The sequence below is a fragment of the Clostridium punense genome (genome assembly GCF_017874425.1).
Lineage (GTDB): Bacteria > Bacillota > Clostridia > Clostridiales > Clostridiaceae > Clostridium_J > Clostridium_J punense.
Genome location: NZ_JAGGLL010000002.1, coordinates 216,678 through 238,350, shown reverse-complemented (window position 1 = coordinate 238,350; position 21,673 = coordinate 216,678). Strand labels below are relative to the sequence as shown.

At 32.3% G+C, this 21,673-nt stretch carries 12 protein-coding genes and 2 pseudogenes; all 14 read left to right on the top strand.

Annotation, left to right across the window (positions count from 1 at the left end):
• Positions 1–581 precede the first annotated feature (581 nt).
• A complete protein-coding gene (locus tag J2Z44_RS02195) occupies positions 582–1,184 on the top strand; it encodes a metal-dependent hydrolase (RefSeq protein ID WP_021285013.1) in 603 nt (200 codons plus the stop codon).
• 170 nt (positions 1,185–1,354) lie between these two features.
• Entirely contained in the window at positions 1,355–3,226 is a 1,872-nt protein-coding gene (gene uvrC / locus J2Z44_RS02190) for an excinuclease ABC subunit UvrC (RefSeq protein WP_021285014.1), read from the top strand.
• Between the two features lie 170 nt (positions 3,227–3,396).
• The gene (locus J2Z44_RS02185; RefSeq protein ID WP_021285015.1) at positions 3,397–4,116 is read left to right on the top strand and encodes a phosphatase; all 720 of its coding nucleotides are present in this window, start codon (positions 3,397–3,399) and stop codon (positions 4,114–4,116) included.
• A gap of 69 nt (positions 4,117–4,185) precedes the next feature.
• A complete protein-coding gene (gene murB, locus J2Z44_RS02180; RefSeq protein ID WP_021285016.1) occupies positions 4,186–5,103 on the top strand; it encodes a UDP-N-acetylmuramate dehydrogenase in 918 nt (305 codons plus the stop codon).
• Positions 5,104–5,284: 181 nt separating this feature from the next.
• Positions 5,285–6,379 (top strand): histidinol-phosphate transaminase, encoded by a 1,095-nt coding sequence (gene hisC / locus J2Z44_RS02175; protein ID WP_021285017.1) that lies wholly within the window; start codon positions 5,285–5,287, stop codon positions 6,377–6,379.
• 523 nt (positions 6,380–6,902) lie between these two features.
• Positions 6,903–7,787 carry an RNase adapter RapZ gene (rapZ, locus tag J2Z44_RS02170; RefSeq protein WP_021283596.1) on the top strand — a complete coding sequence of 295 codons (885 nt, stop codon included), beginning with the start codon at positions 6,903–6,905 and terminating at the stop codon, positions 7,785–7,787.
• A complete protein-coding gene (locus J2Z44_RS02165; protein WP_021283595.1) occupies positions 7,784–9,121 on the top strand; it encodes a gluconeogenesis factor YvcK family protein in 1,338 nt (445 codons plus the stop codon). Before rapZ ends, J2Z44_RS02165 begins: the two co-directional genes overlap by 4 nt.
• A gap of 4 nt (positions 9,122–9,125) precedes the next feature.
• Entirely contained in the window at positions 9,126–10,076 is a 951-nt protein-coding gene (whiA, locus tag J2Z44_RS02160; protein WP_021283594.1) for a DNA-binding protein WhiA, read from the top strand.
• Positions 10,077–10,079: 3 nt separating this feature from the next.
• Positions 10,080–11,381, top strand: a complete 1,302-nt coding sequence (locus tag J2Z44_RS02155) for a DRTGG domain-containing protein (protein WP_021283593.1) — start codon at positions 10,080–10,082, stop codon at positions 11,379–11,381.
• Positions 11,382–11,877: 496 nt separating this feature from the next.
• On the top strand, positions 11,878–15,342 hold the full coding sequence (locus J2Z44_RS02150; protein WP_021283592.1) for a 5'-nucleotidase C-terminal domain-containing protein: 3,465 nt from the start codon (positions 11,878–11,880) through the stop codon (positions 15,340–15,342).
• 199 nt (positions 15,343–15,541) lie between these two features.
• Complete coding sequence (locus J2Z44_RS02145; protein WP_021283591.1) at positions 15,542–16,126, top strand: class D sortase; 585 nt, start codon at positions 15,542–15,544, stop codon at positions 16,124–16,126.
• A gap of 15 nt (positions 16,127–16,141) precedes the next feature.
• Positions 16,142–17,392: pseudogene (gene dnaE, locus J2Z44_RS02140) on the top strand (DNA polymerase III subunit alpha); the annotation flags it as partial.
• Between the two features lie 419 nt (positions 17,393–17,811).
• Positions 17,812–18,627: an LAGLIDADG family homing endonuclease gene (locus tag J2Z44_RS02135; RefSeq protein WP_021283589.1), complete on the top strand. Its 816-nt coding sequence runs from the start codon at positions 17,812–17,814 to the stop codon at positions 18,625–18,627.
• Positions 18,628–18,962: 335 nt separating this feature from the next.
• A pseudogene (gene dnaE / locus J2Z44_RS02130) lies at positions 18,963–21,254 on the top strand (DNA polymerase III subunit alpha); the annotation flags it as partial.
• Between the last annotated feature and the right edge of the window lie 419 nt (positions 21,255–21,673).

Sequence of the window (21,673 nt, the reverse complement as noted above, 5' to 3'; positions counted from 1 at the left end):
AAATCGTCTAGGAGACAAGTATTTTTTTGATAGCAGGCTACGCCTAAGAGCTGGAGGCAAAAGAGAGAGCGTGCCGAGGCACGCCTTTTTTATTTGAATATCTTTTCTTAAATGAATTAATTTAGAAAATAAACTAATGCAATACACATGTATTTTCATAATATTACAGGGTATTAGAGTTACTAAGTGAATTTTAGTGTTATAATATGCGTATAGAGTTAAATATACTATACTACTTTATAATTATGTAGAAGTAATTATATTATTTTAGAGTTTCATATTTTAAAAAGGAAATTATTTCACTTTACTTATTCATGGAACTTACCAAGGTTTCTTAAGGTTTTTCATAATGAATGATATTAATCTTGAATAAGTTAAATTTTACTAAGAAACAATATATTTTTAACATATACTCTCAATAGAGTTTATAACGTAAATGATAGTAATAATTATATTTAATTGTAAGTAGATTGAAGGATAGTTTTTTTAGATTAAGGTGTTAATATGCTTATTGACATCTTAAATTATAGTTTGTTTAGTTATATATGATAATTTTTATGTGGATATAAAAGGAGTAAAACATGAAAGGAAAAACCCATGCAGCAGTTGGGACATCAGTTTTTGTATTTTTGTGCAATATATTACCCGGGAAATTTGGACTAATTAATTTAGCTTTCGCCATAATAGGATCTCTTTTGCCAGATATAGACCATCCTAAAAGCTTTATAAATCGATATTTATTGCCCTTTAGGAATCAAGCTACAAAGGTAACTATATTTTGCTCTTTGGGTATATTAATGCTTTACATAGATAGTGTATATATTAATGCACCATGGATAAAAATTATAGGAATTTCTTTAATACTCATAGGTGTATCTACACACAGAATGGGACTTACTCATAGTATACTAGGAATGATTATTTTTTCTGTAGTCCTTAGTTTTTTCGCTAGGATTTACGAATTAGTATATGTGGAGTTTTACTTTTTTTTAGGGTTTCTTTTTCATTTAATTTGCGATATGTGTACTAAAAGAGGGGTGCCTTTACTATACCCTTTTAATAATAAGAAATTCAAACTTCCTCTAACCTTCACAACAGGAAGCTTTATTGGTAACTTTTTAGAAGGGGCAATAATTGTATTATCTTTAGGATATGCAGGGTACAATATACAAAGATTTTTTTAGGAATGATATCTAAAAAGAGAAGTTGATTTTATTTTACATATTAAATTTAGCAAGATCTATGATAGTATTATCATAGTGTTTAAGAATCGATAGGTTATTTTTATATAACATATTATGTTTTCATAAGAAATATCCTTGATGTGATTTTGACGTAAAGGCGAGGTGAAATTATGTTTGATTTTGAGTTTCATTTAAAGAATTTGCCAGATAATCCAGGGGTTTATTTAATGAGAAATTCTTTAGGAGAGGTCATTTATGTAGGAAAGGCAAAAAATCTTAAAAATAGAGTAAGACAGTACTTTCAAAGTTCCAAGAACCATAGCGAAAAGGTTAAGGCTATGGTTAAGAATATTTCAGAGTTTGAATATATAGTAACAGATTCAGAAATTGAAGCTCTAATACTAGAGTGTAACCTAATTAAAAAATATAGCCCAAGATATAATATTCTACTTAAGGATGATAAATATTTTCCCTTTATAAAAATCACAGTAAATGAGGAGTTTCCAAGGGTTATTGTCACAAGAAACCATGGAAAAGACGGCGCAAGATACTTTGGACCCTACACCGATGCAAATGCAGTCTATACTGTATACGATTTAATTAAGAAGATATTTCCACTTAGAACTTGCAGAAGAGTTATTAAAGAGGAGGGACCAAGAACCAGGCCATGTCTTAACTATCATATAAATTTATGCAAAGCACCCTGTTATGGGCTCATTTCGAGAGAAGAGTACGGAAAGATAGTTAATGACATCATAGATCTTTTAACAGGAAAAGACAAAGAAATCACAGATAAATTAAAGAAGGAAATGGAAGAAGCTTCAGAAAATCTAGATTTTGAAAAGGCAGCGTCCCTTAGAGATAAACTGCTTGCCATTGAGAAGATAAATGAAAAGCAGAAAATTATTAGTGGAAATTTTGAAAATGAAGATTTTATTGCTATAGCTCAAGATGAGAAGGATAGCTGTATTCAAATATTCTTCCTAAGAGATGGGAAGATGGTGGGAAGGGAAGATTTTATTTTAGACGATACAGGTAGTGAAAATCCAGAAAATGTAGTATCAGATTTCATCAAGAGTTTTTATGGGGGAACAGCCTTTGTGCCTAAGCATATATATGTAACTCATTGTGAGGATGTAGAAATTCTTGAGCAATGGCTCACTATGAAAAAAGATTATAAGGTTTGGATTAAAACCCCTCAAAAGGGTGAAAAACGTAAAGTTTTGGATATGGTACAAAAAAATGCAAACCATGCTTTAGAGATGTTTAAGATTAAACATAAGATTAATAAGGAACTCCATAATATTGCGTTAACGGAGCTGACAGAAGCTCTTAACTTAGACGAAATTCCAAGTAGAATAGAAGCCTACGATATTTCTAATATTATGGGAATGGATTCTGTTGGTACCATGGTAGTATTTCAAGATGGAGTAAGCAAGAACAGTGATTATAGAAGATTTAAAATAAAAACTGTAGAGGGTGCTAATGATTATGAATCTATGAGAGAAATTTTATACAGAAGATTTAGACATGGACTTGAGGAGGTTGAGAAAATAAAAAGTAATGAAATTGCATTAAGTGCGGGAAAGTTTTCTGTATTTCCAGACTTAATCATGATGGACGGAGGAAGAGGACAGGTAAATGTAGCCCTAGAAGTTTTACAGGATTTAAACATTAATATTCCAGTTTGTGGTATGGTGAAAGATGACAAGCACAAAACTAGAGGACTTATATATGATAATATAGAAGTGCCTATAAAATTAGGTTCTCAGTGTATGCATTTAGTAACTAGAATACAGGATGAAGTGCATCGCTTTGCTATAACCTATCATAGGACTTTAAGAGATAAGAGAACTCTTTACTCTATTTTAGAAGAGATACCTAAGATTGGAGAAAAGAGAAGACGAGAACTACTAAAAAAGTTTGGCAGTATAGAGAATATAAAAAATGCAACCTATGAAGAATTACTAGCAACTCCGGCCATGGATGGTAAAGCTGCACAGAGTATAATAGAGTACTTTAAGCAAACTTCGGAAGCATAATGCAATTGCTTTAGTTGTTAAAGGCAATTGAAACTTTAAACATTAGAGATGATTAAACTATATACGTATATAAAGGAAATTAAAAGTCTTATTTGAATACTAAGCTATTTCAATTGGAGATAGTAGAATAAGCTAGTTCTTATTATAAAGAACTTTTAGGAGGAAGATAAATGATAAATTTCATAGATGTGCACACCCACACTATAGCTAGCGGACATGCATATACTACTTTATTAGAAAATGCAAGGGAAGCTGCTAATAAGGGAATTAAGGTTCTTGGGGTCTCAGATCATGGTCCTAAAATGCCAGGTGGACCACATATATTTTATTTCGCAAATTTAAGAGTAATTCCAAGAGAATTATTTGGAGTTAAAATTTTAAGAGGGTGTGAGGCTAACATCATTGATTTTCAAGGAAACATAGATATACCAGAAAGAATACAAAAGAACTTAGATTATATTATAGCTAGTCTTCATGATGTTTGCATAGAACCAGGAACTAAACAGCAAAATACTGAAGCTTATCTAAGGGCTATGGATAACCCAGAAATAATGATTATAGGACATCCTGGCAATCCAAGATTTCCTATGGATAATGAAGCTTTTGTTAAAAAAGCTAAGGAAAAAGATATTATTATTGAAATTAATAGCAGCTCTTTTAAGGGTTCAAGAAAGGGCTGTGAGGAAACTTGTTACAACATTGCTAGACTATGTAAAGATTACGGTGTTAAGATAATCTTCGGAAGTGATGCGCATACCTGCTATCAAATTGGAGAATTTGAAGAGGCTGAAGAATTAATAAAGGATTTAAACATTCCTGAAGAGTTAATAATGAATAGAGATGAGAATAAGTTTATAGACTATTTAAGATTAAAGGGAAAAAATATATAATAATCCTTGATATGGGAATATGATTTAATTTATACTAGATATATAATAATTAATAAGAAGAGGTATAGAATGAGCTTAGATATGAATTTTATTAATGAGTTAAGAAAAATCCTTGGAGTGGAAAATGTAGTTATAGATGAACCAATGAAAAATCATACTTCTTTTAAGGTTGGAGGACCAGCAGATGTACTAGTGTATCCAACTAATTACGATATGATAACACAGGTTATAAAACTATGTAAAGAAAGTAATGTGAATTATTTCATTTTAGGTAATGGCTCAAATCTTTTAGTTAAAGATGGAGGCATTAGAGGAGTAGTTATTAAATTTGCTAAGTTAAATAAAATTACTATAGATGGAGATAAAATTATTGCAGAAAGTGGAGCAAAGCTTAATGATGTATCTGCGGCAGCTTTAAAATCAAGTCTTACTGGTTTTGAGTTTGCTTGTGGAATACCTGGAAGCATTGGGGGAGCCACTACAATGAATGCTGGAGCTTATGATGGGGAAATGTCAAAGGTACTTCATAGTGCTCTAGTAATAGACAATAAAGGGGAAATAAGAAGCCTTTCTAAGGAAGAATTAGAACTTTCTTATAGAATGAGTGCAATTTTAAAATATGGATATATAGTACTTCAGGTAACGTTAAAACTCGTACCGGGAGATAAAGATAAAATTAAAGCTAGAATTGATGAGCTTACACAAAAGAGGACTGATAAGCAGCCTCTAGAATATGCATCAGCAGGAAGTACCTTTAAAAGACCAGAGGGTTATTTTGCAGGCAAATTAATTCAAGATGCTGGGCTTAAAGGTTTTAATGTAGGAGCTGCAGAAGTTTCAGAAAAGCACTCTGGTTTCCTTATAAATAAAGGAGGAGCTAGTGCGAAGGATGTTTTAGAGTTAATTTCATTAGTGCAAACTAAGGTGCATGAAAAATTTGGGGTAGAATTACACACTGAAGTTAGAATTATTGGGGAAGATAATTAACTTTAGTTCTAAAACATTTTTTTAAAATAGGGTTTATAATTTATAAATTACAATTTTGTTAGTTAATTATATTTTGAACAGGGATTTTTCTTATTCTTTTGATATTAGGAAAATTACCTTTTAGAGTTGTGTAGCTAATTAATTTGTAAATTATTTAAAAATAAATAAGGGGGATAAACAAATGGGGTATGCTATTAGAGCAGAAGTACTTGACCTTGGAGTGTATAAGGCTGGAAAGCCAATTGACGAGGTTAAAAGAGAGTTAGGACTTGAGGAGGTAATTAAGCTTGCATCTAATGAAAATCCGCTAGGATGTTCACCAAAGGTTAAGGAAGCACTTAATGACATCATCAATGAAACTCACATGTATCCAGATGCATCTAATTTCGAACTAAAAGAAGCAATAAGCAAAAAGCTAGGAGTATCACCAGAGCAAGTGTTCTGTGGTACAGGGTCTGATTCCCTTATAAGAGTAATCTGCAATACTTTTATAAATCCTGGAGATGAAAGCATTATGGCAGAAATCACCTTCCCAAGATATGAAGCTTCAGTGAAGCTAATGGGAGGAAAAGTTATTTCTATTCCAATGAAGGATAATGGTTTAGATATAGAAGCTATGGTTGATGCCATAACTGAAAGAACTAAGATCATTTGGTTCTGTAATCCAAACAATCCGACCGGCACAATATTTACTAAACAAGAGTTAGACAAAGTTTTAGGTAAGATTCCACCTAATGTAGTAATCATTATGGATGAAGCTTATATAGAGTATGTTACAGATAAAAACTTCCCTAATTCTCTAGAGTTACTTCCAAAGTATCCAAATATGGTAGTGCTAAGAACCTTCTCAAAGGCTTATGGCCTTGCATCCCTAAGATGTGGCTATGGTATTGTTCATAAAGAATTAGGAGAATATTTCAACAGAATTATTGGACCTTTTGATGTGAACTTATTTGCACAGAAGGCAGCTATAGCAGCTTTAGAAGATGAAGCTTTCTTAAACTTAGTTTTTGAAACTAATCTTAAAGGAAGAGAATACTTATATGGTGAACTAGATAAAATGAAGCTTCCTTATGCTAAAACTAATGCTAACTTTATCATGATGAATACTTTAGTGGATGATAAGATAGTATTTGATAGACTGTTAAAGGCAGGAATCATCGTAAGACCAGGACATCTTTTAGGAATGCCAGGTTGGATGAGGGTAACAATAGGAACAGAAGTTCAAAATCATAAGTTTATAAAAGCACTAAAAGAAATCTTAGCTACTATGTAACCTTTGAAGATAAGATAAAAGTAAATTTTGTTGGATAGAAGGGCATAATAGTTAATACTATAAAAGTCTTTAGGCAAACAATATATGCTAATGTTTAGAATATAAAATTGCTTTTCTATATTTAGTAATAAAGTATAATTAATAGTAATAAATATTTAAGAAGAATACATATTAAATTTAGTATGTATTCTTTTTTATTGTAAGTTCATTGTGACAGTAAAACTATTGTAGTAGGTATAAGTTGTATTTATGCAGTATATTTATTACACTTTATATAATATTAAGTATCTATCTATGTTAAGTGTTAAGTATTAGGTATTATTATGAAGAATAATGTTGAAATAGTGAATATATATTCTATAAGACAAGGGTATTATATGGTATAATATATTATATATAGGCTTTCACAGTGAAGATATATTTTATTTATCATCAAAGCCTCATGGGAACCAAGATGGAGGTAATGAATAGTTGGATTTTGGCTTAAATCCCTATAGATAAAAACTTGCAAAGGGGTGTAAAAATGAGATTTGTAATAGTAACTGGAATGTCAGGAGCAGGAAAGACTCAAGCTATAAGAAGTCTTGAAGATTTAGGGTACTTTTGTGTTGATAACCTACCACCCACATTAATATCAAAGTTTGCAGAAGCTTGCTTTCAAACAGAAGGTAAAATAGACAAAATTGCTATAGTAGTTGATATACGTGGAAGAAGATTTTTTGACGACCTATTTGATAGCCTAAGTCACCTTGATGCTGAAGGATATTTATATGAAGTGTTATTTTTGGAAGCTACAGATGAAGTGTTAGTAAAACGTTATAAAGAGAGCAGAAGAAAACACCCATTAGCACCAGATGGTAGAGTTATAAATGGCATTAGTATTGAGAGAAAAAAATTAAGGGCTATTAGAGATAAAGCCAACAAGATTATTAATACAACAAAGCTATCAAATAAAGAGTTAAATGAAGAAATAATAAATTATTTTGGAGAGCAAGGACAGATAGAAACACAACTCCTAATTAATGTAGTTTCTTTTGGATTCAAGTATGGAATTCCTTTAGATTCAGATTTGGTTTTTGATGTTAGATTTCTTCCAAATCCCTTCTATATTCCCGAGCTTAAACCTTTTTCGGGGTTAGATAAACCTGTTAAGGATTATGTTCTGGCGAAAAATGAAACTAAGGAATTCGTAGATAAGTTAATTGATATGTTATTATTTTTAATACCGAGTTATAAAAATGAAGGGAAAAGACAGTTAATTATTTCTATAGGATGTACTGGAGGAAGGCATCGCTCAGTAGCCATTTCTAATAAGATATATGAGCTACTTTGTCATAATGGTTACAATGCTACTATTGATCATAGGGATGTTAATGAAGATGTAAATAGGGGAGCAGGCAAGCTATGAAGCTAAGCTACTGGTTAAGGCCAGGTATTGGAATTAAACGATGGCTTGCTAAGGCCATTTTTGGTATTGCACTTATAGTTTATGCAGTTATGGAGCTTATAAACAAAGTTTATTTTGGAATAGATTATATTTTGTTTTGGGTCCTCATTATTTTCATTGGTATTTTTTCTGTATACTATGGTCTTTCAAATTATACTGAAAGAATGATTGCTCTTTTAAATTTAGAGGTTGTGAATTTATCCTTAAATAAAAAAAATATTGGTGAATTGATTTATGAAAAAAAGATTTTAGTTAGAGGACCTAAAGTTGTAGTAATAGGTGGAGGAACGGGACTTTCTAATATGCTTAGTGGGATTAAAAAATTCACTAGTAATATTACAGCCATCGTTACTGTAGCAGATGATGGAGGAGGTTCAGGAGTTTTAAGACAGGATCTAGGAATTTTACCTCCAGGGGATATAAGAAACTGTATTGTAGCCCTTGCAGATACAGAGCCTATAATGGAAGATTTATTTCGTTATAGATTTAAAGATGGAAGGCTAGAAAATCAAAACTTTGGAAATTTGTTTTTAGCAGCTATGGACGGAATATCAGATAACTTTTTGGAGGCTATAAAAAAAACCTGCTCTGTTCTTGCAGTTACAGGGAGGGTTCTTCCTGTAACCTTAGACAATCTGCAGCTTTTCGCAAGGCTTAAAAATGGTTCTTTAGTAAGAGGTGAATCGGTAATACCAAAAGAAGTATTAAGAAGAAATTCACCTATCGAAAGTGTTTTCATAGAACCGAAAGAGGCAAGAGCAGTGGAAGAGGCCATAACTGCAATTTTGGAGGCTGATGCTGTAATTTTAGGTCCAGGAAGTCTTTATACTAGCATTATTCCAAATTTATTAGTTAGGGATATTAAGGAAGCTTTAAATGAGACTAAGGGAATTAAAATTTATGTATCTAATATAATGACTCAACCAGGAGAAACTGATGAGTTTACAGTACAGGATCATATTAAAGCTATCCATGATCACTGTGGCACTTTAGCTATTAACTATGCTATAGTTAACGGAGAGGATATTGGAGAGCAATTAAAGGCTAAATATTTAGAGGAAGGCTCCATTCCAGTAATTCTTGATAAGTCTAAAGCTAATGAGTTAGATGTAGAGTATATTAAAGCTAATATTGTTAAAATTAAAAATGGTTATGTTAGACATGATGAAAATAAGTTAGCAGAAATATTAGTTGAAACAGTAATGAAGAAAAAACTTTTTTATGATGAAAAAAGAATTTTAGAGTTCTTTTATCTATCACAAAAATTAAAAGAAGCTAAGAAGAATAGGGAGTAAAAACATGTCATTTTCACTAAAGGTTAAGAATGAAGTTTGTAGATATACAGATTTAACAAAAGAAGAGGCTATAGCAGAATTATCTGCCATAATGAAGGCAAGTGGAACCTTAGGTCTTGGAGCCAATAAGTCTATTACATTTAAGGTTGTAACAGAAAATCCTGCTATAGCTAGGTTGATTTTTAAAATATTAAAAGAACACTTTTATATTCATACAAAGCTTCTTGTAAAAAGAAGTAATTCTTTAAAGAAAAATAATGTTTATGTAGTTATCATACCAGAGGATGTAAATGTGAGAGGATTGCTAGAAGAGGTAGGGGTTTTAAAGAAAGAAGAACTTCTTACTATTAACTATGGAATACCAGAGAATATGGTAGAAGATGAAGGGACTAAAAGAGCATATATAAGAGGTGCATTTTTAGGTGGAGGAAGTATAAGCAATCCTGAAAAAACTTATCATTTAGAGTTTGTAACCCATAACTATGATTATGCTATAGAACTTAGTAAGTTAATAAATACTTATAGTCTTTCTTCAAAGGTTATTCAAAGAAAGAATAGCTATGTGATTTATATTAAAGAAGGAGAACAAATAGTAGATTTGTTAAATATTATTGGGGCTCATAGTTCGCTTCTACAGTTAGAGAATATAAGAATTATGAAGGAAATGAGAAATAATGTAAATAGGCTGGTGAATTGCGAAACTGCCAATTTGAGTAAGACGGTAAATGCTGCAGTAAGACAGGTTGAGAGTATTAAATTAATTGAAGAGGAAATTGGACTTGATAGGCTTCCTAAAAATTTAAGAGAGGTGGCAGAGCTAAGACTTGAGTTCCCAGACGAATCTCTTAAGGAGTTAGGAGCAATGCTTAATCCTCCAGTAGGAAAATCAGGGGTAAATCATAGGTTAAGAAGAATAGAAAAAATTGCAGAGGAGCTACATAAAGAAGGTAGGTAGAGTATGTCAAAGCATGAGGATATTATTAAATATATACTTTCACTAGATATTGGGACAAAAATTTCAGTTAGAGGAGTAAGTAATGACCTGGGGGTTAGCGAAGGTACGGCTTACAGAGCAATTAAAGAATGTGAATCCATAGGTATAGTTAATACTATTCCAAGGGTCGGGACTGTAAGAGTGGAAAAACTTGAAAAAAGAAACATAGATAAAATTACCTTTGGGGAAGTTGTAAACATTGTTGATGGAACTCTTCTCGGAGGCAAAGAGGGAGCACATAAAACCTTAGAGAAGTTTGTAATTGGGGCAATGGAAGTTGAAACTATTAAAAAATACATAAGTCCTGGAGCACTATTAATTGTTGGAAATAGAGAAGAAGCTCAGAGGCTTGCTCTTGAAAATGGATGTGCTGTTTTAATTACAGGAGGTTTTTCTTGTAGTGAGGAAATTGAGGAACTTGCAGATAAAAATCAGCTCCCTTTAATTTCTTGCACCTATGACACATTTACTGTAGCTAGCATGATTAATAAGGCAATTTTTGAAAACAATGTTAAAAAAGAAATAATATTAGTGGAAGATATAATGGAAAAAAATCCGAAATATTTAACCACCTTTGATAAAGTGAAAAAGTTAAAAGAATTAATTGAAAAAACTAAACATGAAAGATATCCAGTGATAGATGAAAACCAAAAGGTGATAGGTATAGTTACCTTAAATGATATTAAAGATAATAGAGATGATGAAGTTATTGGTAATATAATGATAAAAGATCCAATCGTAGTTATGCCTACAACTACAGTAGCTTACGCTGCACATATAATGGCCTGGGAAGGAATAAAACTCTGTCCTGTGGTAGTTAAGAAGAAATTAGTGGGAGTTATATCTAGAGAAGATGTAATTAAAGCTATGCAATTAGTATTAAGACAGCCTCATGTTGGAGAAACCATGGAGGATTTAATTCTTAAGAATTTTGAGTTTGAGACAAATAAGGACACTATGCATTTTTGGGGAGAAATAATTCCGGAAATGTTAGATTCCATCGGCACTGCTTCTTGGAATGCCTTGAATATGCTTTTATCCACCATGGGCACTATGGCATTAAGGCAAAATAGCAGTACAAATGTAGCTATAGATAGTTTTACTTCCTACTTTATGAAGCCAGTACAAATGGGAAGGGTTATCGATATCTATTCCGAGGTCTTAGATAGAGGAAGATATTACTCTAAAGTAGAGATCACTATGTATAATTCAAATAAGGAGCTTATTGCAAAGTCCATGCTTTCAGCCAAAGTATTAAAGAGATAAGGCAATATAATGTTAAGTTTTAAGGCATTTCTAAATATACTTAAAGAAGTAATTATAAAACCTTGTATAATTTGAGTAAATACTTTAATTTCTATAGTAATATAAGAAAATTTTTGGAGATTCTAAAATCATAATATAGCTTTTAAATAAAGTCTCAATGCTAAATGATGTATAAATATACAGCTTTATTAGTAAAGTATAAAAATGTTGATTAGATAAAAAAGAAAACAATTAGTATTCTAATTGTTTATGTTAACATATTTAATGAAGTTAACCTTTAGAAAGGTATTTTCTAAAGGTTATTTTAATTTAATTTTAGTAATATCACAAACTGTTATATTACATAGATTAAGTGTCGAAAAAGACACTATAAAACTTCCATTGGTATGACTTTTTAACATTTTATTTCATGGTATAAAGTGGTATAATTTGTATTGTCCACAAAAATCTTAATGTTAGGAATTTTGTGAGAAATTATATAATTGGGGGGAAACTTATGAAACTTTTTAAGTCGAAAAGATATGGAAGTTTACTTTTAGCTTTTGCTTTAGTATTTCAATTCATATCTCCAGTAAACTTAATAACGGCATTTGCTGAGACACAAGAAACTAAGATTCAAGTTCTTGCAACTTCAGATTTGCACGGCAGATTCTATCCGTGGGAATATGCCTCTGATGCTGCAATATCTTCAGGTAGTATGACTAAGATTGCTACTTTAGTTAAGCAGCTAAGAGAACAAAACCCAAATACAATTTTGATGGATAATGGGGACACAATTCAAGACAACTCTTCATATTTATTCCTAAAGGATGAAGTACATCCAATGATGTTAGGAATGAACGAAATGGGTTATGATACATTTACTCTTGGAAACCATGAATTTAACTATGGTATCCCAACACTTGAAAATGTTGTAAAGGGGCTAACTAATACAGCGGTTTTATGTGGAAATGTATATAAACCAAACGGAGAAAGATTAGGACAACCTTATAAAATTGTTGAGAAGAACGGTATTAGAATTGCTATTATAGGTATGGTTACTCCACATATTACAAAGTGGGATGGTCCAAACCTAAAAGGCTACAACGTTACAAACCCTGTAGAAGAAACTAAAGCTGTAATAAAAGAACTTAAAGATGGAAATAAAGCAGATGTATTTATAGCTTCAATGCATATGGGTATAGAGAGTGAATATGGTAATGGGGATAGTGCAAGAGAAATGGCTGAAGCTAACCCGGAACTTTCTTTAATAATTGCTGGACATGCTCATTCGCAAATTGTTGGTGAAAAAGTAAACAATGCTTATATTACAGAGCCAGGTAAATCTGGAGAGCAATTATCAGTAGCTGAATTAACTGTTAAAGAAGATGGTGGTAAGTATACTGTTACTACTGCTACTTCAAAACTTTTAAACACAAAAGGAGTTGCTGATGATGAGGCCTTAAAAGCAAAATTACAACCTTATCATGATAGAGCCTTAGCTGATGCTAGACAAGTTATAGGAAAACTTGAAGGTGGGGAACTTGCACCTAAACAAGAGTTTAAAGGAATAACTCAAGCTCAAATTCAAGATTCAGCAGTAGTTGATTTAATTTTAGATACTCAGATGTACTATGCTAAGAATATACCAACTGGTGCACATCATGTTTCGGGGGCAGCATTATTTGATTCGAATGCAAATATTGTTCCAGGTGAAATTAAAAAGGCTGATACTTCAAAAGTATATAAATATGATAACTGGTTAATGACTTTAAAAGTTAATGGCGCTCAATTAAAGAAATATATGGAGTGGTCAGCAGGCTACTACAACACTTTTAAACCAGGTGATTTAACAATATCTTTTAATAAAGATGTAAGAATGTACAATTATGATATGTTTGGTGGAGTTAAGTATGAAGTTAACATATCTAAGGAACCAGGTGCTAGAATAGAGAAATTAACTTATATGGATGGAAATGCAGTTAAGGATACAGATGAAATTTACTTAACAGTAAACAACTATAGAGCTAATACTCAACTATTAAATGAAGCTTCAGGCTTATTTAAAGGCGAAGGTGTACCAGTTGTGTATGACTCTTCAGCTGAACCAATTTCAGCAGTAAGAGACTTTGTGAGAGAATATATTGTAAATGTTAAAGGTGGAACTATTACTCCAACAGTTGATAACAACTGGAAAGTAACAGGTACTAACTTTGATGCTAACAAGAGAGCTATAGCAGCTAAACTAGTTAATGAGGGTAAAATTACTCTTCCAAAATCTGAAGATGGAAGAACACCAAATGTTAGAAGCTTAACTTGGGCAGATATTGAAGCAATTGGTGCAAAAACTGTTAACTTACTTACTTTCAATGATTTCCATGGAACAGTTGATAGTAAGTTAAGCAGCAAGAACCCTGGAATAGCTAAATTTGCAGCAGCTATTAAAAAATACACAACTCAAGAAAATGATAATAACGGATATGCTGTTTTATCAGGGGGAGATAGCTATCAAGGAAGTGCTATGTCTAACTTAACTTATGGTTCAGTTATAACTGAAATGTTAAAAGAATTAAATGTACAAGCATCTGCCCTTGGGAACCATGAGTTTGACTGGGGTATAGATAAAATAGAAAAATGGGCTAAAGATGGCGGCTTTGACTTCTTAGCATCAAATATTTATAACAAGAAAACTGGCAAGCCAGTTGAATTTGCGAAACCATACAAAGTTATTACTGAAGCAGGCAAGAAAATTGGTTTAGTTGGAATTGCAACTCCAGAAACTGCATTTAAGACTTTACCAGCTAATGTGGAAAATCTTGAGTTTAGAGATCCAGTTGCTGCTACTAATGAATGGGCAGCTTATTTAAGAGAAACTGAAAAAGTTGACGCAGTAGTAGTGTTATCTCACCTTGGAACTTTCCAAGACAAGGTTACAAAAGAAATAACAGGTGAAGGAGCAGATCTTGCTAAAAATGCTAAAGGCATCGATGCAGTAATCACAGCTCATTCACATCAAGTTGTTAATGGTATAGTAAACGGCATACCAGTCATTCAAGCAGGAAACAATGGTAGAGCTATTGGTAAAATATCTTTAAGCTTTGTAGATGGAAAGGTTTATGCTGTATCTAGCTTAGAAGATTTAGCTTCAAAAGTTAAGGATTTACCTGAAGACCCAGCAGTAAAAGCTATTTATGACAAATATAATAATCAATTAAGTCCAATTCTTGATGAAGTGGTAACAACTTTAGAGAATGACTTAGATCATGATAAGACAGCAGGACTTACAACTCTTGGGCAATTCAACACTAAATTAATGATGGATATTACAGGAGCACAAATTGGTTTAACTAATGGTGGTGGTATCAGAGCACCATTAGCTAAAGGAGAATTAACAGTGGGAGATATGTATACAGTATTCCCATTCGATAATACTTTAGTTACACTAGAACTTACTGGAGCAGATCTTAAGAAAAACATAGAGTATGGAATAGATCCAAACAATGGAGTAGGCTGGATTCAATTCTATGGAATCAAAGTGTTCTATGATGAAACTAAACCAGTAGGCGAGAAAATCACATCAATGAGATTAATGGATGGAACTAAGATTGAGGCTGATAAGTACTACACAGTAGTAACTAATGACTTCATGGCTACTAATGGAGATGGATATAACTTCTCAGGAGCTAAAAATCTTACTGATACAAGCATTGTTTTAAGAGATGCTATGATTAAAGAACTTAAAAAATCTAAATCAGTTGCTTTCGAGAAACAAGATTTACTTGTTAAGGGTGAAGATACTACAGTAGACCAAGGTAATGCAGGAAATGGTGGGGATAACAACGGTAAAGATAACACTGGAACTATTCCACAGGCAGGTTCTGTAGTAGGAACAACTGAAGTTATCACAATAGGATTCTTAGCTGCTATAATGGGTGCTGCATTATACTTTACTTCAAGAAAGAAAGAAGAAAATGTTGCTTAATAGAAAACTTGGTTTAAACTTTAAGGGAGATTTTAAGCTAGATTTTAACTTAGAAGTTTAGAACACCTAGAAATACATTTTTAGTATGAATGGGTTATTTCTAGGAAATAAAAATTGTTATAATTTACAAGGGAGTGTGATTTTTCACACTCCTTTTTTCGATGATTATGGTATTATATATTCATGGGGGTGTCATAAGTTGAAAAATAGAGTTTTTAGGATTTTGGGCATATTATTAGTGATAATTGGTATTTCTGCAGTACTCTATGGAACATACAATAAAGTTAAAACAGATAAGGCTCAGAAAACTCTAATTAATGATTTTGATAATGTACTTAAGAAGATTGAAAATGGAGATATAAAAGAACCGGAGTCTGCTGAAACTTCAGAGAAAAATGTAAAGGCTATTGCAATTTTAGAAATACCAAAAATTGGACTAAAAGTCGCTGTGGCAGAAGGTACAAGTGATGATATAATAGGATATGCGGTAGGACACTTTACAGGAACAGCATTACCTGGAGAGGTTGGAAACTGTGCTTTAGTTGGGCATAGGAATTTTACAACAGGGGAGTTTTTTCTAAGGATTAATAAACTTGAACCAGGAGATGATATAAGGATTACAACTTTTGACAAAACTTATACTTATAAGGTTACAGGTCAACAGACTGTTAATCCACAAGATGTTTATGTGTTAAATCCTACTAAAACTCCGACTATTACTTTAGTAACCTGCAGTTTAAATGGGAAGCAAAGGTTGATAGTGAAAGGGGAATTAGCTCAATAGGAGGTGATTCGATTAATGGAAAAAACAATAGATGAAAAAGAAAATTTAGGTTCCTTTGTTCATCTTCATGTTCACACGGAATATAGTCTTTTAGATGGCTCAGGAAAAATCTCAAAGTTAATTAAAAAGACTAAAGAACTTGGAATGAAGAGTATTGCAATTACGGACCACGGAACTATGTATGGAGCAGTAGATTTTTATAAGGCAGCTGTTGAAGAAGGTATTAAGCCGATTATAGGCTGTGAAATTTATGTAGCTGGAAAATCAATGCACATAAAGCAACCTGACTTAGACAATGAAACTTATCACCTAGTGTTGCTTGTACAAAACAATAAGGGTTATGAAAACTTGATGAAAATTGTGTCCACTGCCTCCATAGAAGGGTTTTATTATAAGCCTAGAGTAGACCATGAGTTTTTAAAAGCTCATAGTGAAGGACTTATTGCAACTAGTGCCTGTCTTGGAGGAGAGGTTCAGTCAAATTTACTTAAGGGAAACAAAGTTAAAGCTAAAAAACTAGCCTTAATGTACAAGGATATATTTAAGGGAGAGTTTTATTTAGAGCTTCAGTATCATGGAATGGCTGAGCAATTACAGGTAAATGAGCTCATAGTTGAGTTATCAAAGGAATGTGATATCCCTATTATTTGTACTAATGACGTGCATTACATAAACAAGAAGGACAGTCACTCCCATGAAATTCTATTATGTATTCAAACAGGTAAGATAATGGAAGATGAGAAAAGAATGAAGTATCCCTCTGATGAATTTTACTTAAAGCCACCAGAAGAAATGGAGAAAACCTTTTCCTACATTCCAGAGGCCTTAGAAAATACAGTGAGGATTGCAGAAAAATGCAATTTTAACTATGAGTTCCATGTATCTAAGTTACCTAAGTTTCCACTTCCTGAGGGGGTGGCTCCTTATGAGTATCTTAGGGACACTTGCTACAAAGGTCTTATTGAAAGATATGAATGCTTTAGAGATCTAAGAGATAAGGAATTAGACTTCAATAGGATTGAAGCTTTATGCAATGAAGGTTGTGAAGTAAAAGAAATCTGTGACAGGTTAGAATACGAGCTTGATGTAATAAAGCAAATGGGTTATGTAGACTACTTTTTAATCGTCTGGGATTTCATAAGGTTCGCTAATGAAAATGGAATTCCAACTGGACCAGGAAGAGGTTCAGCGGCAGGATCGGTAGTTGCATATACCCTAGGAATAACAAAGATAGATCCAATAAAATATAACTTACTCTTTGAGCGTAGAGATGCGTTCGTTAAACTGGGTGAATTGCTGGAAAGCTAAACTATTAAAGTAGCATGCCGATCAGCAGCCAAGTCCGTGAATAGCATAACAGTAACGGAAAGGTTCAGAGACTAGAAGAATGAATAGCTAAATAATAACTTCTTCCAAGAGTGCCCAGTTCAATAAATTATTATATTTACACGAATATGTGTTTCTATAAATGGGAACCATAATATTGAAAGGATATAATAAAATAGTAAATATCATAAATTTATTGAGATGATATAGTCCAAACTGAGTTGGAAGTGACCAACTGATGAAAATGAGAGAAATCTCCAGAGCATAGGATAAAGAGCCTATGGATAATAATTAATGTTCTTAAACCCTGAAAGAGTAAGCATGCCGGATTAAAAATTACTATTTTATGAGAAAAATAAATGACTAGATATAAACTAGATAAATATAAAGATGAGATAGTAAACTTGTATATAAATGAGAAGCTATCTTGTGCTAAAATTGCAAACTTGTACAATGCACATTTGTGTGGTATATATGATGCGTTAAAAAGATGGGGCATAAAAACAAGAAATTTATCTGATAGCCATAAATTATATAAAGTTAATGATAATTATTTTAAAAATATTGATTCTGAAGCAAAGGCCTATTGGTTGGGGTTTATATATGCTGATGGATATATAACAAAGCCAAGTAATATTGGAATATCACTAAAAGATATAGATGATGTTCACTTAACTAAGTTTTTGAAATGTATAAATTCTGACTATCCAATAAATTATTATGTTTCGACTGGTTATGGAGAATGTAGATACGCAAGGATAATAATAAATAGTGTGCAAATGTTTAATGATTTATTATTAAAGGGTGTTAAGCTTAAAAAGAGTTTAATATTACAGTTTCCTGATGAACAAATAGTTCCCAAAGAGTTTCAATTATCTTTTATTAGAGGATATTTTGATGGTGATGGTAGCTTAATTTTAAGTGAAAATTCTATCAATATCAAACTATGTGGAACTAAGGAATTTTTGTGTAAAGTCATTGAAATTTTTAATGAGGTCTCAAACTATAATTTTCAGAATAAGCTTTTTAAACGTCATAAAGATGAAAAGAATAATTACTACTTTAGTTATGGTGGAAGATTGAAGGTTATTTCAATATTAAGTAAATTATATGACAATGCAAATATCTTTTTAGATAGAAAGTTTGAAAAATATAATAAACTCATAAATAGTTGATTTTAGTCGTGCACAATAGAAACATTGTGCTTAAAGAGCCTTGAATTGCTGGAAAGTCCTGAGAGCCTTGTAAACCAAAACATAAGATTGAGATAATATCTAAATGTGAGGGTGGTTTAACCGAAAAAATTACAAGGATTTGAGTTTAGTCACACTCTGCTGGATAACCATGCAGCTAAGCCTTGATGAGAGGAAAGTTCAACGACTAGTGCAAAGGCACGTAGGGATATATCCCGAAGCGGGGCAACCTAAACCGTAAAGGTCGGTAGGAGAAGATATAGTCTATACCCACTATAAAGTAGTGTTAAAGTATCTTGAAAGAGAGGGTGTATTAGATTGATAGTGACTTCTGTTACGAAAGAAGACAGGAAATTATTGACTATGTAGTTGATAAGTATGGAGTAAATAATGTATCACAAATAATAACCTTTGGAACCATGGCAGCTAGGGCATGCATAAGAGATGTAGGAAGGGCTATGAACTATCCATATTCAGAAGTGGATAGAATAGCTAAGATGATTCCAACAGTATTAGGGATTACCATCGATAAAGCTTTAGATATGAATCCAGAGCTTAAAGAAGCTTATGATAATGAATCAAGAGTTAAAGAGTTAATTGATGTGGCTAGAGACTTAGAGGGACTACCTCGTCATAGTTCCACCCACGCAGCAGGGGTTGTTATAGCGTCTAACCCATTGGTGGAGTATGTTCCCCTTCAGAAAAATGAAGATATGATTGTAACCCAATTTACTATGGGAACCTTAGAGGAGCTTGGTCTTTTAAAAATGGATTTCCTTGGACTTCGTACTTTAACAGTTATGCAAGACACAGTAAAAAATATTAAGGATAATCGAGGATTAGATATTGACCTTGATAAAATAGACTTCGAGGATGAAAAAGTCTATAGTATGATTGGAGAGGGTAAAACTGTTGGAGTATTCCAGCTAGAATCTGCAGGAATGACTTCTTTCATGAAGGAGTTAAGGCCTGACAATTTAGAGGATATAATTGCAGGAATAAGTCTCTACAGACCAGGTCCAATGGCTGAGATTCCAAGATATGTTGAAAGTAAAAACAATCCAGATAAGGTTCAGTATATTACGCCAGAGCTTGAACCAATTCTAGGGGTATCCTATGGGGTAATGGTATACCAAGAACAGGTTATGCAAATCGTAAGAGATTTAGCTGGATACTCCTTAGGACGTTCGGACTTAGTTAGACGTGCAATGTCTAAAAAGAAGCATAAGGTTATGGAGGAAGAAAGACGTAACTTTATTTACGGTATAGTTGATGAAACTGGAAATGTAGAAGTTCCAGGCTGTTTGAGAAATGGCATAAGCGAAGAAGCTGCAAATAAGATTTTTGACCAGATGATGGATTTCGCAAGTTATGCTTTTAACAAGAGCCATGCTGCAGCCTACGCAGTTGTAGGCTATCAAACAGCGTATTTAATGTGTTATTACCCAGCAGAATACATTGCTGCGATGCTTAATAGTATTATGGGTAGTAACGAAAAGGTTGCTTATTATATAAGATTTGCTGAGCAGCTAGGAATTCAAGTGTTGCCACCAGATATTAATGAAAGTAACTCAGGGTTTACTGTTAAGGGTAACACCATTAGATTTGGACTTTCTGCAATTAAAAATGTAGGTGTACCAGTTATTGAATCAATTGTAAAGGATAGAGAAGAAAAAGATAAGTTTAAAAACTTTAATGATTTTTGCAATAAAATTGATACCTCAGCAGTTAATAAAAGAGCTGTTGAAAGCTTAATTAAGTCAGGGGCTTTCGACTCTCTTGGCGTTTATCGTTCTAAACTTATGGCAGTGTTTGAGAAGCTTTTAGACAGTGTATCCAATGAGAGAAAGAGAAATATTACAGGTCAAATCAACTTGTTTGGAGATTTGGTTCAGGATGAAACTCCTATTCAAATACAATATCCAAACATTGAAGAATTTAATAAAAAATACCTTCTTGCTATGGAAAAAGAAATGACTGGTATATATCTTTCTGGTCATCCTTTAGATGACTATGAAAAGTCTCTTAAAATGTTAACAAGTCATAAGGTTTCGGATTTGATTGTAAGTGATGTACTTGAAGAAGCAGTTACAGTTGGGGAAAATAGCACAAAAATAAAGGATGGAACTAAAGTAATTGTGGGAGGACTAATTTCTACTGTTACAAGAAAAATAACTAAGAATAATGCAATGATGGCTTTTATAACCTTAGAAGATTTATTTGGAACCATTGAAGTAATTGTGTTTCCTAAAACCTACGATAACTATAGAAACTTAATTAATGAAGATGAAATGGTTATAATAAATGGAAGAGTTAGTGTAAGAGAAGATGAGCCAACAAAGATACTCTGTGAAGAAATTTCACCTTTAGTTAATGTGAGTAATGAAAAAATCTTCATTCTAATTAAGGATAAGAGTATGTTAACTCCAACAACCAAGGAAATTAAAATCACTTTCAAGGATAACCTAGGAGCGACTCCAGTATATTTATGTACTGCTGATGATAGAAAGAGGTATTTAATAGATAGGCAAGGATGGCTTCATAGTGATTATGATACTATTTCCATGCTTAAAGAAATGTTTGGGGAAAGCAATGTAAAGGTTATGTAAGTTCTAAAAAAATTATTACAAAATAATTAGGGACTTAATATTAATAAAACCATGCATAATAAAAGAGTTGATCTCTATTTATGCATGGTTTTCTCATGCTGAGAGAAACTCAGGTTTTGTAATAGCAAAATATCTGGATGGCCTTGGAATTACAAGGTTTTAAAATGGGTACAAAAAAATTTGAGTAAACACTATCTATTTAAAGAACTTATGAACACAGGCTTTTGTACTTATTTAGCGATTGTGAATGTATTAAGATAATTGTGTCTTAAGGTAAAATGTAAGTAGATTTTGAATTAATAAAAAGCTAGAGGGAAATTATATAAATAGTTATAAAAATCTAAAAAACACAGGGTGAAAAATACAGAAAATTTGCAAACCATTACATAAAAAAATACGTTGATATTATTATAGGTAAA

Bases quoted from the DNA above. Each gene is read 5' to 3' on its own strand.
- J2Z44_RS02185 (WP_021285015.1), top strand. From the start codon at position 3,397: ATGATAAATTTCATAGATGTGCACACCCACACTATAGCTAGCGGACAT.
- J2Z44_RS02150 (WP_021283592.1), top strand. From the start codon at position 11,878: ATGAAACTTTTTAAGTCGAAAAGATATGGAAGTTTACTTTTAGCTTTT.
- J2Z44_RS02155 (WP_021283593.1), top strand. From the start codon at position 10,080: ATGTCAAAGCATGAGGATATTATTAAATATATACTTTCACTAGATATT.
- J2Z44_RS02195 (WP_021285013.1), top strand. From the start codon at position 582: ATGAAAGGAAAAACCCATGCAGCAGTTGGGACATCAGTTTTTGTATTT.
- whiA (WP_021283594.1), top strand. From the start codon at position 9,126: ATGTCATTTTCACTAAAGGTTAAGAATGAAGTTTGTAGATATACAGAT.
- hisC (WP_021285017.1), top strand. From the start codon at position 5,285: ATGGGGTATGCTATTAGAGCAGAAGTACTTGACCTTGGAGTGTATAAG.
- uvrC (WP_021285014.1), top strand. From the start codon at position 1,355: ATGTTTGATTTTGAGTTTCATTTAAAGAATTTGCCAGATAATCCAGGG.
- rapZ (WP_021283596.1), top strand. From the start codon at position 6,903: ATGAGATTTGTAATAGTAACTGGAATGTCAGGAGCAGGAAAGACTCAA.
- J2Z44_RS02165 (WP_021283595.1), top strand. From the start codon at position 7,784: ATGAAGCTAAGCTACTGGTTAAGGCCAGGTATTGGAATTAAACGATGG.
- murB (WP_021285016.1), top strand. From the start codon at position 4,186: ATGAGCTTAGATATGAATTTTATTAATGAGTTAAGAAAAATCCTTGGA.
- J2Z44_RS02135 (WP_021283589.1), top strand. From the start codon at position 17,812: ATGACTAGATATAAACTAGATAAATATAAAGATGAGATAGTAAACTTG.